This is a genomic window from Paraburkholderia sp. CNPSo 3281, assembly GCF_024206515.1.
In the GTDB taxonomy this organism is placed as follows: Bacteria; Pseudomonadota; Gammaproteobacteria; order Burkholderiales; family Burkholderiaceae; genus Paraburkholderia; species Paraburkholderia nodosa.
The window spans coordinates 13,468-26,163 of sequence record NZ_JAMBPS010000002.1; the positions used below are offsets into that span (position 1 = coordinate 13,468).

Here is a 12,696-nt window from a genome sequence, read left to right on the forward strand (position 1 = left end):
GCGCGCAGACTTTACGAGCGCACGGCCCCGAGGCGCTGCTTGACCCAGCCCCCGAACACGTTGACGGCGAGGCCGCCCATCACGAGCACGGCGCCGCCGATCTCGGCCGCGCTCAACTGCTCGCCGAGCAGCAGCGACGCCGAGGCCAGCCCGACGATCGGCACGAGCAGCGAGAACGGCGCCACCTGGCTTGCGGGATACTTCGAGAGCAGGCGGCTCCAGAGGCTATAGCCGATGAGCGTCGCCACGAACGCGAGATAGACGATCGCGCCCACCGACGTCATGCCGATGCCCGAGAGCGCGGCGACGATGCGCTGCGGGCCTTCCATCCAGTACGAGAGCACGAGAAACGGCAGCGGCGGCACGAGGCTCGCCCACACCACGAGGCCGACGAGGTCCACCTTGCCCACCTTTTTCGTGACGATATTGCCGAGCGCCCACATGCAGGCCGCACATAGCGTGAGCACGAAACCGGCGATGGTTATGCCTTGCGCACTTTTGCCCGCTGTGCCCCCCATCGACTGCACGCCGATCAGCGCGAGACCGCCCGCGGCGATCAACAGGCCGATGACGTTCTGCGCGTGAAAGCGCTCACGCAGAAATACCGCCGCAAAACCGAGCGTGAAGAACGCCTGCGCCTGCAGCACGACCGAAGCGAGGCCCGCGGGCATGCCCACGTACATTGCCGTGAAGAGGAACGCGAACTGGCCGAGCGAGATGGTCGCGCCGTAGGCCAGCAGCCAGCGCAGCGGCATCCGCGGGCGCTTCACGATCAGCACCGCGGGGAACGCCGCCAGCATGAAGCGCAGCGCGCCGAGCAGGAGTGGCGGCACGCCGTGCAGCCCCACCTTGATCACGACGAAATTCACGCCCCACGCTAGCACCACCACCAGCGCGAGCAACAAGTCCTTCGGCGACATCCCCTCTCTCCTCTTTTGCGTCATGCCTCTTCTTCGAAGCGGCGATCTTACCGCCTCGCGCCGCGGCGCGCCGAGCCGCCAGCGCCGGGCCCCTGGGTTGGCCGCACGCCGGGAAAGCCGGCGTTAGAATGAGCGCCAGCCTCGCGCGCGGCCTACCCGCGCGCCGATTTCGCCCACTAGTTGGCCCACAGCGTGCCGTACGACTCATCCAGGAAGCAACATGTCCTCATCGATCAAAGCGGTTCTCAAGCCTCATCAACGCGACATCGGCAATCTCTATGTGCGGCGCGTGCTGCCCGCGCTCGCCGCACGCCTCGTCGGCCCGTTCATCTTTTTCGACCACATGGGGCCCGCCACGCTCGCGCCGGGCTCGGGCGTGGATGTGCGTCCGCACCCGCATATCGGGCTCGCGACGGTCACCTATCTTTTCGACGGCGCGCTCATGCATCGCGACAGCATCGGTTCCAGCCAGAAGATCGTGCCCGGCGACGTGAACTGGATGACGGCCGGGCGCGGCATCGTCCACTCCGAGCGCACGCCCGACGAGGACCGCGCCACCGGCCTCACCATGCACGGCATCCAGACCTGGGTGGCGCTGCCGCTCGATCACGAAGACGCCCAGCCGTCGTTCTTCCATCACGCCGCCGCCACGCTGCCCGAAATCGAGCGCAACGGCGTCACGATGCGCGTGATCGCCGGCACGGCGTTCGGCGCCACCTCGCCGGTCGAGACCTTTTCCGGCACGCTGTACGTCGCCGCAGATTTCGCGCCGGGCAGCGCATTCGCGCTCGACGCGGAGCACGAAGAGCGCGGCGTGTATCTCGTGGAAGGCGATCTCGCGATCGACGGCACCCCGCTCGAACAGCACACCATGGCCGTGCTGGTGCCGGGCGAAACCGTCACGCTCTCGAGCGCAAATGGGGCACGCGTGATGCTGCTCGGCGGGGAAAAGCTCGAAGGCGAGCGCTTCATCGAATGGAACTTCGTGGCAAGCTCGCGCGAGAAGATCGAAGCCGCGAAAGAAGCCTGGACGCGCCAGGAAATGGGGCATGTTCCCGGCGAAACGGAATGGATTCCGCTGCCGGAAAAGAAGCCGCGCTAACGGCTCGCCGCTTCGGAGGATGATTGAAACCCGGGCGTTTCGTCCCCAACTAGCGGCATAACGGTTATCTCAACGAGGACGCAATGGACACCACTCTCGCCACTTTCGAAAAAGACGTGATCGAAGCGTCGGCGCTCGCGCCGGTGCTGGTCGACTTCTGGGCGCCCTGGTGCGGCCCTTGCAAGAGCCTCGGCCCGATGCTCGAAAAGCTCGAGGCCGACTACGCGGGCAAATGGAAGCTCGTGAAGGTGAACGTCGACGAGAACCAGGAGCTCGCCGCGCACTTCGGCGTGCGCAGCATTCCGCACGTCGTGGCGTTCGCGGACCGCCAGGCGGTCGATCAGTTCGTGGGCGTGCTGCCCGAAGGCCAGCTACGCCAGTTCCTCGACGGCCTGATCCCCGACGGTGCCGACGCCGCGCGCCAGGCCGCACAGGAAGCGCTGGCCGAGGGCCGCCGCGACGAAGCCTATGAAGCGCTGCAGGCCGCACTGGCGTTCGATCCGGGCAACGACGAAGTGCGCATGGACCTGATCGAGATGCTGCTCGCCGACAACCGCGCCGACGACGCGCAAAAGGCAGTCGAGCTGCTCTCGCCCAAGACCACACAGGGCATCGACGCGCGCTTTAACGCGCTGAAGACGCGCCTCGACGCGCTCGACGCCGCCGCCGACCTGCCGCCCACCGACGCGCTCGAAGCCCAGGTCGCCGCCAATCCCGGCGACCTCGAAGCGCGCTTCGATCTGGCGAGCGCGCTGATCGCGCGGCACAAGTACGCGGGCGCGCTCGAGCATCTGCTGGAGATCGTGAAGCGCGACCGCGCCTTTCGCGACGACGTGGGCCGCAAGACCATGCTTTCCGTGTTCGATCTCGCGGCGCATCAGCCGCAGCTCGTGAGCGAGTGGCGACGCAAGCTGAGCGCGACGCTGAACTGATATTGGGCACGCTGAGGACGCCGCGCGCGTCCTCGCGTTACAGCGTCGCCTTACGTTCAGTCAGCTATGCCTGCTGAACACGACCGTACTGGTCGTCGAAGCGCACGATGTCGTCCTCGCCGAGATAACAGCCCGACTGCACCTCGATGATCTCGAGCGCCGTCTTGCCTGGATTCTCGAGCCGGTGCGTCATGCCAAGCGGGATATAGGTCGATTCGTTTTCGGAAAGCAGGAGCACCTCGTCGCCGCGCGTGACACGCGCCGTGCCGCGCACCACGGTCCAGTGCTCCGCGCGGTGGTGATGCATCTGCAGCGAAAGCCGGCCACCCGGCTTGACAACAATGCGCTTGACCTGAAAGCGCTCGCCCTGATCGACCGAGTCGTACCAGCCCCACGGGCGCTCCACGCGCCGGTGCTGCCGGGCCACCTCACTGTGCTGCGCCTTGAGCTTTGCAACCACCGCCTTGACGTCCTGAACGCGGTCCTTCGCGACAACGAGCACGGCGTCCGCTGTCTCGACCACCACCATGTCCCGCACGCCCACGCAGGCAACGAGCCGGCCGTCCGAATGCACGAAGGTATCCGCCGCATCCTCGAACAACACGCGCCCGCGCGCGACGTTGCCATTCTCGTCCTTCTGCGAGACCTGCCACAGGGCATCCCACGCCCCGACGTCCGACCAGCCCGAACGAAGCGGCACAACCACGCCCGCGAGCCGCGCGTTCACGCCGACCGACTCCATCACCGCGTAGTCGATCGAATCGGACGGACAGGCGGCGAGCGCGTCGCGGTTCAAGTGGACGGTGCCGTCAGCGTCGACGCAGGCACTTGCGAAGGCCGCCGCGCACTGCGACGCGATGAGCGGCCGGCTGCGCGCGATCGCCGCGAGCCAGACCGATGCGCGCACAACGAAAATCCCACTGTTCCAAAGATAGTTGCCCGAGGCGACATAGCTTGCAGCGCGCTCGGCATCGGGCTTCTCCACAAAATGCTCGATGCTGCGCGCTCCGCTGCTGCCAAGCGGCAAACCCGCGCCGATGTAGCCGTAGCCCGTTTCGGCACGCTGCGGCGGCACGCCAAGTGTGACGATGGCGCCGCGCGCCGCGTGCGCCACGGCTTCCTCGAGCGCGGCGGCAAACGCCGCGCCATCGGCGATCAGATGGTCGGCGGGCATCGCAACGAGCACGGGATCGCCGTCGCCGCTGGCGGCAAGCGCGACCGCCGTCAGCGCGGGCGCCGTGTTGCGCGCGAGCGGTTCGAGTACGAAGCGAGCGACCATGCCACTGCGACCGAGACGGTCAGCGGTCAGATGGCGCAAGTCCTCGCTGCTCACGACGAATGGCGCAGCCTTGCGAACCGCGGTGTGCGCTTCAGGCAATGCGGCGCCGGCGTGCAGGAACACGCCATCGAGGCGCCGTACAGTCGCCTCGAGCAGCGATTCGCCATCGAGCAGATCGATCAGTTGCTTGGGACAGTGTTCGCGCGAAAGGGGCCATAGCCGCGTGCCGGAACCGCCCGCCAGCACAACGGGCTGAACGATGAGTTCGGCCTCACCCTCGCTCATCGCGGCTATCAGGCCGGCAGATGCCACATCGTTGTTCATTCAGGTCACTCCCCCGAAGTCATGCACCGAGTCCCGTTATCGGTTCGCGTACAGGTGACATTTGAACAATACGCATCGCGCGAATCTGTACGCGCAACCACATTGATCGCACGGGCGGTCAGGAAATTTTTCTTTGGGACGGAGGTGCAGTCATCGTTATGTGCGGCAACGCACGAAGCGCGAAGACGGCCATGCAATGTGATGTTTCACATCCGAACGTTTTTGCGACAGTGTCGGTGGCCCCCCAACAGAACTGAATCAAAACCGCGTCGCTTCAGAGGCAGGCGCACAACGCGTTCAAGACGATGGCCCAACGATGTTTCAGCAAGGACTCATTTCCGGGCATCCGCGCGCGGAGCGAAAGTAGTCATATAAATCAAGGGGTTGGCGACATCAAACTCTAGCGACTTCGCAAACGGCGCCGCGCTGGCGCTGTACAAAACTGAAACAATAATGCGGCTTTGCGTCGCCCCGGAAATAACTCGCGCCGCGCAGAGCCGCAAGCGTCCTCACTTTCGCGGCTGCTGGCATAACCCCTGCTAAGTAGAGTTCACCACACAGGCGTCGATGCCGACAATCGAGATCGCAAAACGCTAATGGGGCTTATGGGGCTTATGGGGCTGGCGCAACGAACGAATAGCCGTACGGGTAACGGCGATAACAAAAAGTTCGGCAGCCGGAAACAGAAAAAACAGGAGGCGGCATACGCCGCTTTACGCGAGGACCGATCATGTTGACCCTTCAATCCGATCTGCACGGCAATCATCTGCTTGGCGCACTTCCGTCAAACGAGTGGCAGGCATTGGCGCCGCATCTCGAACTTGTTCAACTACGCACCGAACAGCTGCTCTGCGATTGCGGCCAGCGTATTCATCACGTTTATTTTCCGACGACCGCTGTCATCTCGATGCTCACGACAATGGAAGACGGCAGTTCCGTCGAAATTGCAGCCGTGGGCCGGGAAGGCATGACTGGCGTACCGGTGCTGACCGGTGGCGAAACAATGCCCAACCGCGTGCAGGTGCAAAGCTCGGGCTTCGCCTATCGCATCAGCGCACAGGCTCTCAAGCAGCAGTTTGCGCGCTCGGACCTCCTGCGTCGCATTACGCTGCTTTACATGCATGCACTGCTCACGCAGGTCGCACAGACGGCCGCCTGCAACCGGCACCACTCGCTGAGCAAGCAGCTGTGCCGGTGGCTGCTGATCGAAGTGGACCGAGTCGACTCGAACGATCTGAGCGTGACGCAGCAACTGATCGCCGACATGCTCGGCGTGCGCCGCGAAGGCGTCACGGAAGCAGCCGGCAAGCTGCATGACGAAGGTCTGATCCATCACAGCCGCGGCAAGATCCGCGTACTCGACCGCAAGCGCCTCGAAGCGCGCGCATGCGAGTGCTACGGTCTCGTACGCCGCGAGTTCGATCGCCTGCTGCCGCGTCTGCACGAAGCGGAAGCGGTCGAATAACGCGACCGACGCGCGCGGTTCGTTCGCTTTCCTGTGCTATACGAAAGCGTGCCTTATCAGGCACGCTTTCTTGCGTTCTTGCCGCCCGGCTTCAACGCCCGCTGGCTTGATGCGCCAATGCGCGCAGCACATACGAAGCCGCCGCGAAACCAAAGCTCGCAGTCACACACACGCTCGAACCGAAACCCGCGCAGTTCAGCCCAACCGGACCGTGATGACCCGGCGACGTGGTGACGTGCTCGGCTTCGGCGTCGATATCGCACACGGCCGCCTCGGGATAGATCAGCGGCTCGTCCGAATACACAGCGCTCACCTTGAATTTCGCCTTAGGCCCGCGCGGAAAGCCATGCTGCTTGCGCAACTGGCCGCGCACCTTGGAGAGCAGCGGATCCTGGATCGTCAGCGCGAGGTCGTCGATGCGAATGCGCGTTGGGTCGAGCTGCCCGCCCGCGCCGCCCACCGTGATGAGCGGCACGCGGTGCTCCACGCACCAGGCGATCAGCGCGGTCTTGGTGCGCACGCTGTCGATGGCGTCGATCACGTAGTCGAAGCCGCCGCCCAGCAACGCGTCAAAGTTCGACGGCTCCACGAAATCCTCGACGAGACGCACGTCGCAGGCCGGGTCGATGAGCTTGATGCGCTCGGCCATGGCCTCGACCTTGGGCTTGCCGTAGTTGCCGTCGAGCGCGTGGATCTGGCGATTGGTGTTGCTTTCGGCCACGTTGTCGAGGTCGATCAGCGTGAGCTTGCCGATCGCGCTGCGCGCGAGCGCCTCGGCGGCCCATGAGCCCACGCCGCCAATGCCGATTACGGCAACGTGGGCGCGCTCGAACGCATCGAGCGCCGGTGCGCCATAAAGCCGCGCGATTCCGCCGAATCGGCGGGCGCGGTCGGCAACATCGTCAGCAGGGCTCGGGGTAAGATCGACGGAGCCGGCGGCAGGGGAAATCGGAGTACTGGACATGACGGTAGGCAATCGTAAGCGGACCGGTCGCACGCTGCTGTCGCGGTCCTCGCAGGACCCGTATTTTGCCTGATCTCGCCGAACGAGGCCGGGCGCCCCTCGCCGGGCGCCCCTGGCCGGGCGCCCCTAGCCGGGCGCCCCTGTTTCCTCGCCTGTTCGATATACTTGTCCGTATTGAAGCGTCTGCCTAAAAGATGACCTCCCTCGCCGATCTCCGCAAGACCTACTCGCTCGGCTCCCTCGACGCCGCCGACGTCGATCCCGATCCGATCCGCCAGTTCCAGACCTGGTTCGCCCAGGCGCTCGACGCCAAGCTGCCCGAGCCCAACGCCATGACGGTCGCCACGGTCGACGCACAGGGCCGCCCCGCCGCGCGCATCCTGCTCATCAAGGGCGTGGACGAGCGCGGCTTCGTGTTCTTCACGAACTACGAAAGCCGCAAGGGCCGCGAGCTGGGTGCGAATCCGCATGCGGCACTGCTCTTTCACTGGATCGAGCTGGAGCGCCAGGTCCGCATCGAGGGTAAGGTCGAACTCACGAGCGCCGAGGAAAGCGACGCCTACTTCAACTCGCGCCCGCTCGGCTCGCGCATTGGCGCGTGGGCCTCGGAGCAAAGCACAGTGATCGCGAACCGCGAGACGCTCGAAGCCCGCGAGCGCGAAATCGCCGCGCAGTATGGCGAAGCGCCGCCGCGCCCGCCGCACTGGGGCGGCTACCGGCTGGTGCCGGAGGCCATCGAGTTCTGGCAGGGCCGCCCGTCGCGCCTGCACGACCGCATCCGCTACACGCGTGAGCGCGCGGGCGCGGCCTGGCAAATCGAGCGGCTCGCGCCCTGAGCGCATGCGCGCGGCGTAACGCATGTTCCGCACTTACCGCACTTGCGCCGCGCCCACCGGGTTTTCGTCTCACCGCTTTCGTTGCACGTCGTTCAGTAGCTCGCTGTTGCCATAACGCTGTCGCCAAAAACCTGCATCGCAATTCGCTTTTGTCATTGGGCTTCAATCGTTCATCTGACACGGAGAGAAACGCATGTTCTGGGAGAAAAAACTCGCACAGTGGGTGGAAGAAGTGCGCAGCAAGGCCGACTTGCCCGCCCGCCTCGTGCTCTGGAGCGGGCAGCAATACGACTTCGGCCACTTCGCCGCGCCTCAGGTCACGCTCAAGGTCAATAGCGCGTCGGCGCTGCCGCTCCTGCTCACGCCGAGCCTCGACAATCTCGGCGAGGCCTATGTGAAGGGCAAGATCGACATAGAAGGCAAGCTCGCCGACATCATCAACATCAGCTATTTGCTCGCGCGCAACACCGTCACGAGCGCCGGCAAGCTCGCGCGCGTGCGCCGCTATTTCACGCATTCGAAGTCCACGGACAAGCGGGCCATCCAGTACCACTACGACGTCTCGAACGAGTTCTACAAGCTCTGGCTCGACGAGAACTTGGTCTATTCGTGCGCGTACTTCGAAAACGGCGACGAAGACCTCGCCACCGCCCAGCTCAAGAAAATCGACCACATCCTCACGAAGATCCAGGTGAAGGCGGGTCACACATTGCTCGACATCGGCTGCGGATGGGGGGCGCTCGTGCTGCGCGCGGCGCAGAAGTTCGGCGCGCGCTGCGTGGGCGTGACGCTCTCGCAAAACCAGTTCGATCTCGCCACCGCACGCGTGAAGGCGGCGGGCCTCGAAGACCGCATCGAGATCCGCCTGCAGGACTATCGCGACATCCAGGGCCAGTTCGATCGCATCACGAGCGTGGGGATGTTCGAGCACGTCGGGCGCAAGAATCTGTCGGGCTATTTCCGCAAGGTCCACGACCTGCTCGCCGACGACGGCGTCGCCATGAATCACGGCATCACCTCGTCGGACGCCGAATCGGGCGAAACGGCACTGGGCGGCGGCGAATTCATCGACCGCTACGTGTTCCCCGACGGCGAGCTGCCGCACATCGGCCTCGCGCTCCAGGCGGCGCAGCACGGCGGCCTCGAAGCGGTTGACGTGGAAAGCCTGCGCCGTCACTATGCGCACACGCTCGATTTGTGGGCGGAGAATTTCGAGGCGCGCGCCGAGGAAGCGAAGCAGCTCGTCGACGACGAGAAGTTCCGCATCTGGCGCGTTTATCTGGCGGGTTGCGCATACGCGTTCGAGCACGACGACGTGTCGATCTTCCAGATCGTCTGCCGCAAGGCCGGCCGCAGCGCGACAACGCTGCCGTGGTCGCGCCGGTATATGTACGAGAAGCCGCTCTGACGCAGGCGGCGGCGCGGTTCGCCGCGCCGCCAGCGTATCAACTGTTCCCGCAGTTGTGCCCGGCCCAGGCGGCTTCGCCCCACGACCGCCATCACGACCCCACTGCGCGACGCCACTGCATGAACGAACGCGACGACGGCCACGACCTGTTTGGCGATAGGACGCTTGGGCCGGCCAACGACTCCGGCCCCGACGACGCCCACCCGGGCGCACGCCCGGCTGCGCGCCGCAACGCGCCGAAAGCCGAAGCCCGCGCGGAGCCGCAGCCTGACTTGTTCGGCTTTGCGGCGCCAGCCCCCACGCCTGCGACGAAGCCCGTCACGAAATCCGCCACCCAGCGCCCTACCCGCGCCATGGGCGACGACGACGCGGAAATCGAAGCACACGAAGATGGCGAGCCGCGCGAAACAAAGCCGAAAAAGCCCACGCCCAACCCCGCCGGCGCCCCGAAACGCCGTGGCCGCGGCGTGCTGCCCGCCGTAGCGACGCAAGACACGCTCGACGTCGCCGCCGCGCTGCCCGCGAGCGTGCGTCTTGGCACCTCGTCGTGGTCGTTTCCGGGCTGGCGCGGCATCGTCTATGGCGAGGACTACAGCCAGTCGAAGCTCGCCCGCGACGGCCTCTCGGCCTACGGCGCGCATCCGCTGCTGCGCTCGGTGAGCATCGACCGATCGTTCTATGCGCCGCTCACCGTCACCGATTATCTGCGCTACGCGCAGCAGGTGCCGGAGCACTTCCGCTTCATCGTGAAGGCGCCGGCGCTCGTCACCGACGCCAGTGTGCGCGGCGAGCGGGGCGAGCCCGTTTCCGCGAACCCGTGCTTTCTGAACGCGGAGCTGGCCGCACGCGAATTCGTCGAGCCGTGCCTCGCGGGCCTCGGCGGCAAGGCCGGCGCGCTTGTGTTCCAGTTCCCGCCGCTGCCCGACCAGCTGCTGTCCGACCCGACGGCGTTCGTCGAGCGGCTCACCGCCTTCCTCGTCGCGCTGCCGCCGCTGCCCCAATCAACCGAGCCCGCCGCAGCCGGCGACGGCCCCTGCTACGCCGTCGAGATCCGAGACGCGATCCTGCTCACGCCGCGCTTCGTACGTACGCTGCGCATCGCGGGCGTGCGCTACTGCGTCGGCCTGCATGCGCGCATGCCGGACCCGCTGCGCCAGGCCGCCGCACTCGCGCTGATGGACGGCGAAGCCCCGGCGGGCCCGCTGATCGTGCGCTGGAGCCTGCACAGCGGCTTCAAGTACGAGCAGGCGAAGGCGCGCTACGAGCCGTTCGACAAGCTGGTGGACGAAGACCCGCATACGCGCGTCACGCTCGCGGAACTGGCCGCACGCTACGCGATGGCGGGCCAGCCCGTGCTGATCACGACGAACAACAAGGCAGAGGGATCGGCGCCGCTCACCTGCGCGAAGCTCGCGCGGGCGATTGCGGACGAGATGGAACGCTTGCGCGGGGAAATGGCGCTGGACGCCGCGCGCGACGCGACGCCGGACGAAACGCCGCCCGGCGAGCAGGAAGAAGAAGAAAAGGAAGACTGAGGCGCGCAACGGTATCGAAACCGGGCATCGAAACCGCCCGCGCGCCTTTTGGAACTTATTCAGCCTTGAGCCGGTGGGCGAACTTCTGGCGGAACTTCGCGACCTTCGGCGCCACCACGAACGAGCAATAGCCCTGGTTCGGGTGCTGCGCGAAGTAGTTCTGGTGATACGCCTCGGCGGGGAAGTAGTTGCCGTCGAGCGGCAGCACCTGGGTGACGATCTTGCCGTCGTACACGCCTTCGGCGGCCAGTTCGCGAATCGCCTGGTCGGCCGTCTCGCGCTGCGCCTCGGAGTGCGTGAAGATCGCAGAGCGGTACTGCGTGCCCACGTCGTTACCCTGGCGGTTCAGCTGCGTGGGATCGTGAATCGCGAAAAAGATGTCGAGAATCTCGCGATACGTGATTTTCGCGGGGTCGAACTCCACCTTCACGACCTCGGCGTGGCCGGTGTCGCCGTCGCAAACCTGCTCGTAGCTCGGGTTCGCCACGTGGCCGCCCGCGTAGCCCGACTCCACCGCACTCACACCCTCCACGCGCAGATACACCGCCTCCAGGCACCAGAAGCATCCGCCGCCCAGGGTGGCCGTTTCGACTGTCTGACTCATGCTGTTCGCTCCTTTGATCGTGACTGCGGACGCCATCGCGGACCGCACGCCGGACACCACTGCGCGGTGCCCCGCGCGACCCGCCATCCGCCGCTTCCGCTAAAATTGTGACAATTCGCCGATTTTCCACATGACGTTGATCCCGATTTCTGCTCTCGCCGCCGCGCGCGCGGCCCGTGAAGGCCTGCACCGATGATCCGCCGCCCCAGCCCGCCCAATTTCGACGACGGCGCATTCCGCCGCGCGCTTGGCCAGTTCGCCACCGGCGTGACCGTGATCACGACGCGCGCGCCCGACGGCACGCTCATCGGCATCACGGCCAGTTCGTTCAACTCGGTCTCGCTCAATCCGCCGCTCGTGCTGTGGAGCCTCGCCACGCGCTCGGCGTCCATGCCCGTGTTCCGCTCGAACAGCCATTATGTGATCAATGTGCTCGCCGCGTCGCAGCTCGACCTTTGCAAGCGCTTTGCGACCGTGAAGGGCGACCGTTTCGAGGGCGTCTCGCACGCGGCCGGCGACACCGGCATGCCCGTGCTCGACGGCGCGATCGCGTGGTTCGAGTGCCACAACCGCAGCCGCTACGACGAAGGCGATCACGTGATTTTCGTCGGGGAAGTGGAACGCTGCGGCGTGCGCGAGGACGGCACGGACGCTTCGCCGCTCGTGTTCCACGGCGGCGCGTTCCACCAGCTCCAGTCGCTCTGATACAGCGGGGCGCGCGCTCCGCCGCTCCCGTTTATGCCGGCGCGCTCTTCGGCTCGCGCTGCGCGATCAGGTCCACGGGCACACCCACTTCCACCTTGAGCGTCGTGAGCACGATGTTCGAGCGGATGTCCATGACGCCCGGCGCCTTGTACAGCTTGTTGAGCACGAAGTCCGAGTAGTGCTTGAGGTTGTGCGCGAGCACGCGCAGCAGGTAGTGCGTCTCGCCCGTCACCACGTACGCCCCCACCACCTCCGGCCAGTCGCGCAGCGCCGTGACGAAGCGCTCGTGCCAGCTCTCCTGGTCGTTGCGCATCGACACCTGCACGAACGCCTCCATCTCGAAGCCGAGAAGCTCCCGGTTCAGACTCGCGCGGTAGCGCTCCACCACGCCCTGCTCCTCGAGCAGCCGCAAACGGCGCAGGCACGCCGATGGCGAAAGCGAAATGCGCTCCGCCAGATCGAGATTGCTGATCCGCCCCTCGTTTTGCAGCACGGCGAGAATACGACAATCGGTAGCATCCAGCGAGATTGCGTTCATATTTGGTCTCCATTCCCGTCTTAAGACAAATTATGTGCCAACAACCGAAGTTTGCGGCGTTTTTTTCGCAAGCACATTTCACGG

The 12,696-nt window shown here is 65.7% G+C and carries 12 protein-coding genes; 7 read left to right on the forward strand and 5 right to left on the reverse strand.

The genetic code is table 11. The features are described from left to right. Positions 1 to 11: 11 nt before the first annotated feature. Positions 12 to 920 (reverse strand): EamA family transporter, encoded by a 909-nt coding sequence (locus M3I56_RS02145; protein ID WP_254352363.1) that lies wholly within the window; start codon positions 918 to 920, stop codon positions 12 to 14. A 220-nt stretch (positions 921 to 1,140) separates the two neighbouring features. On the opposite strand from M3I56_RS02145, the gene M3I56_RS02150 reads away from it, so the two are divergent. Next, positions 1,141 to 2,022, forward strand: coding sequence for a pirin family protein (locus M3I56_RS02150; protein WP_254352364.1), 882 nt, complete (start codon positions 1,141 to 1,143; stop codon positions 2,020 to 2,022). 83 nt (positions 2,023 to 2,105) lie between these two features. After that, positions 2,106 to 2,954: a thioredoxin gene (trxA, locus tag M3I56_RS02155; protein ID WP_254352365.1), complete on the forward strand. Its 849-nt coding sequence runs from the start codon at positions 2,106 to 2,108 to the stop codon at positions 2,952 to 2,954. 64 nt (positions 2,955 to 3,018) lie between these two features. Here the strand turns inward: trxA and M3I56_RS02160 are convergent, their stop codons facing one another. Next, the gene (locus M3I56_RS02160; RefSeq protein WP_375541665.1) at positions 3,019 to 4,557 is read right to left on the reverse strand and encodes a mannose-1-phosphate guanylyltransferase/mannose-6-phosphate isomerase; all 1,539 of its coding nucleotides are present in this window, start codon (positions 4,555 to 4,557) and stop codon (positions 3,019 to 3,021) included. A gap of 730 nt (positions 4,558 to 5,287) precedes the next feature. Here M3I56_RS02160 and M3I56_RS02165 point away from each other — a divergent pair. Next, on the forward strand, positions 5,288 to 6,022 hold the full coding sequence (locus tag M3I56_RS02165; protein WP_254352366.1) for a Crp/Fnr family transcriptional regulator: 735 nt from the start codon (positions 5,288 to 5,290) through the stop codon (positions 6,020 to 6,022). A 91-nt stretch (positions 6,023 to 6,113) separates the two neighbouring features. Here the strand turns inward: M3I56_RS02165 and tcdA are convergent, their stop codons facing one another. After that, positions 6,114 to 6,986 carry a tRNA cyclic N6-threonylcarbamoyladenosine(37) synthase TcdA gene (gene tcdA, locus M3I56_RS02170; RefSeq protein WP_246089019.1) on the reverse strand — a complete coding sequence of 291 codons (873 nt, stop codon included), beginning with the start codon at positions 6,984 to 6,986 and terminating at the stop codon, positions 6,114 to 6,116. 194 nt (positions 6,987 to 7,180) lie between these two features. On the opposite strand from tcdA, the gene pdxH reads away from it, so the two are divergent. The 3 genes from pdxH (at position 7,181) to M3I56_RS02185 (ending at position 10,765) form a co-directional block, all read left to right on the forward strand. Then, a complete protein-coding gene (gene pdxH, locus M3I56_RS02175) occupies positions 7,181 to 7,822 on the forward strand; it encodes a pyridoxamine 5'-phosphate oxidase (RefSeq protein WP_254352367.1) in 642 nt (213 codons plus the stop codon). 193 nt (positions 7,823 to 8,015) lie between these two features. After that, a complete protein-coding gene (locus M3I56_RS02180; RefSeq protein ID WP_254352368.1) occupies positions 8,016 to 9,230 on the forward strand; it encodes a cyclopropane-fatty-acyl-phospholipid synthase family protein in 1,215 nt (404 codons plus the stop codon). Between the two features lie 119 nt (positions 9,231 to 9,349). Then, on the forward strand, positions 9,350 to 10,765 hold the full coding sequence (locus tag M3I56_RS02185) for a DUF72 domain-containing protein (protein ID WP_254352369.1): 1,416 nt from the start codon (positions 9,350 to 9,352) through the stop codon (positions 10,763 to 10,765). Positions 10,766 to 10,820: 55 nt separating this feature from the next. Here M3I56_RS02185 and msrA read toward each other — a convergent pair whose 3' ends face one another. Continuing rightward, entirely contained in the window at positions 10,821 to 11,369 is a 549-nt protein-coding gene (gene msrA / locus M3I56_RS02190) for a peptide-methionine (S)-S-oxide reductase MsrA (protein ID WP_254352370.1), read from the reverse strand. Positions 11,370 to 11,564: 195 nt separating this feature from the next. On the opposite strand from msrA, the gene M3I56_RS02195 reads away from it, so the two are divergent. Further along, a complete protein-coding gene (locus tag M3I56_RS02195) occupies positions 11,565 to 12,074 on the forward strand; it encodes a flavin reductase family protein (protein ID WP_028202040.1) in 510 nt (169 codons plus the stop codon). A gap of 31 nt (positions 12,075 to 12,105) precedes the next feature. Here M3I56_RS02195 and M3I56_RS02200 read toward each other — a convergent pair whose 3' ends face one another. Then, positions 12,106 to 12,612 (reverse strand): Lrp/AsnC family transcriptional regulator, encoded by a 507-nt coding sequence (locus tag M3I56_RS02200; protein ID WP_254352371.1) that lies wholly within the window; start codon positions 12,610 to 12,612, stop codon positions 12,106 to 12,108. Between the last annotated feature and the right edge of the window lie 84 nt (positions 12,613 to 12,696).

What these genes read in the sequence shown, in the direction of transcription:
- trxA (WP_254352365.1), top strand. Translation starts at nt 2,106, where the DNA reads ATGGACACCACTCTCGCCACTTTCGAAAAAGACGTGATCGAAGCGTCG.
- M3I56_RS02160 (WP_375541665.1), bottom strand. Translation starts at nt 4,557, where the DNA reads ATGAACAACGATGTGGCATCTGCCGGCCTGATAGCCGCGATGAGCGAG.
- M3I56_RS02165 (WP_254352366.1), top strand. Translation starts at nt 5,288, where the DNA reads ATGTTGACCCTTCAATCCGATCTGCACGGCAATCATCTGCTTGGCGCA.
- tcdA (WP_246089019.1), bottom strand. Translation starts at nt 6,986, where the DNA reads ATGTCCAGTACTCCGATTTCCCCTGCCGCCGGCTCCGTCGATCTTACC.
- M3I56_RS02200 (WP_254352371.1), bottom strand. Translation starts at nt 12,612, where the DNA reads ATGAACGCAATCTCGCTGGATGCTACCGATTGTCGTATTCTCGCCGTG.
- msrA (WP_254352370.1), bottom strand. Translation starts at nt 11,369, where the DNA reads ATGAGTCAGACAGTCGAAACGGCCACCCTGGGCGGCGGATGCTTCTGG.
- M3I56_RS02145 (WP_254352363.1), bottom strand. Translation starts at nt 920, where the DNA reads ATGTCGCCGAAGGACTTGTTGCTCGCGCTGGTGGTGGTGCTAGCGTGG.
- M3I56_RS02180 (WP_254352368.1), top strand. Translation starts at nt 8,016, where the DNA reads ATGTTCTGGGAGAAAAAACTCGCACAGTGGGTGGAAGAAGTGCGCAGC.
- pdxH (WP_254352367.1), top strand. Translation starts at nt 7,181, where the DNA reads ATGACCTCCCTCGCCGATCTCCGCAAGACCTACTCGCTCGGCTCCCTC.
- M3I56_RS02150 (WP_254352364.1), top strand. Translation starts at nt 1,141, where the DNA reads ATGTCCTCATCGATCAAAGCGGTTCTCAAGCCTCATCAACGCGACATC.
- M3I56_RS02185 (WP_254352369.1), top strand. Translation starts at nt 9,350, where the DNA reads ATGAACGAACGCGACGACGGCCACGACCTGTTTGGCGATAGGACGCTT.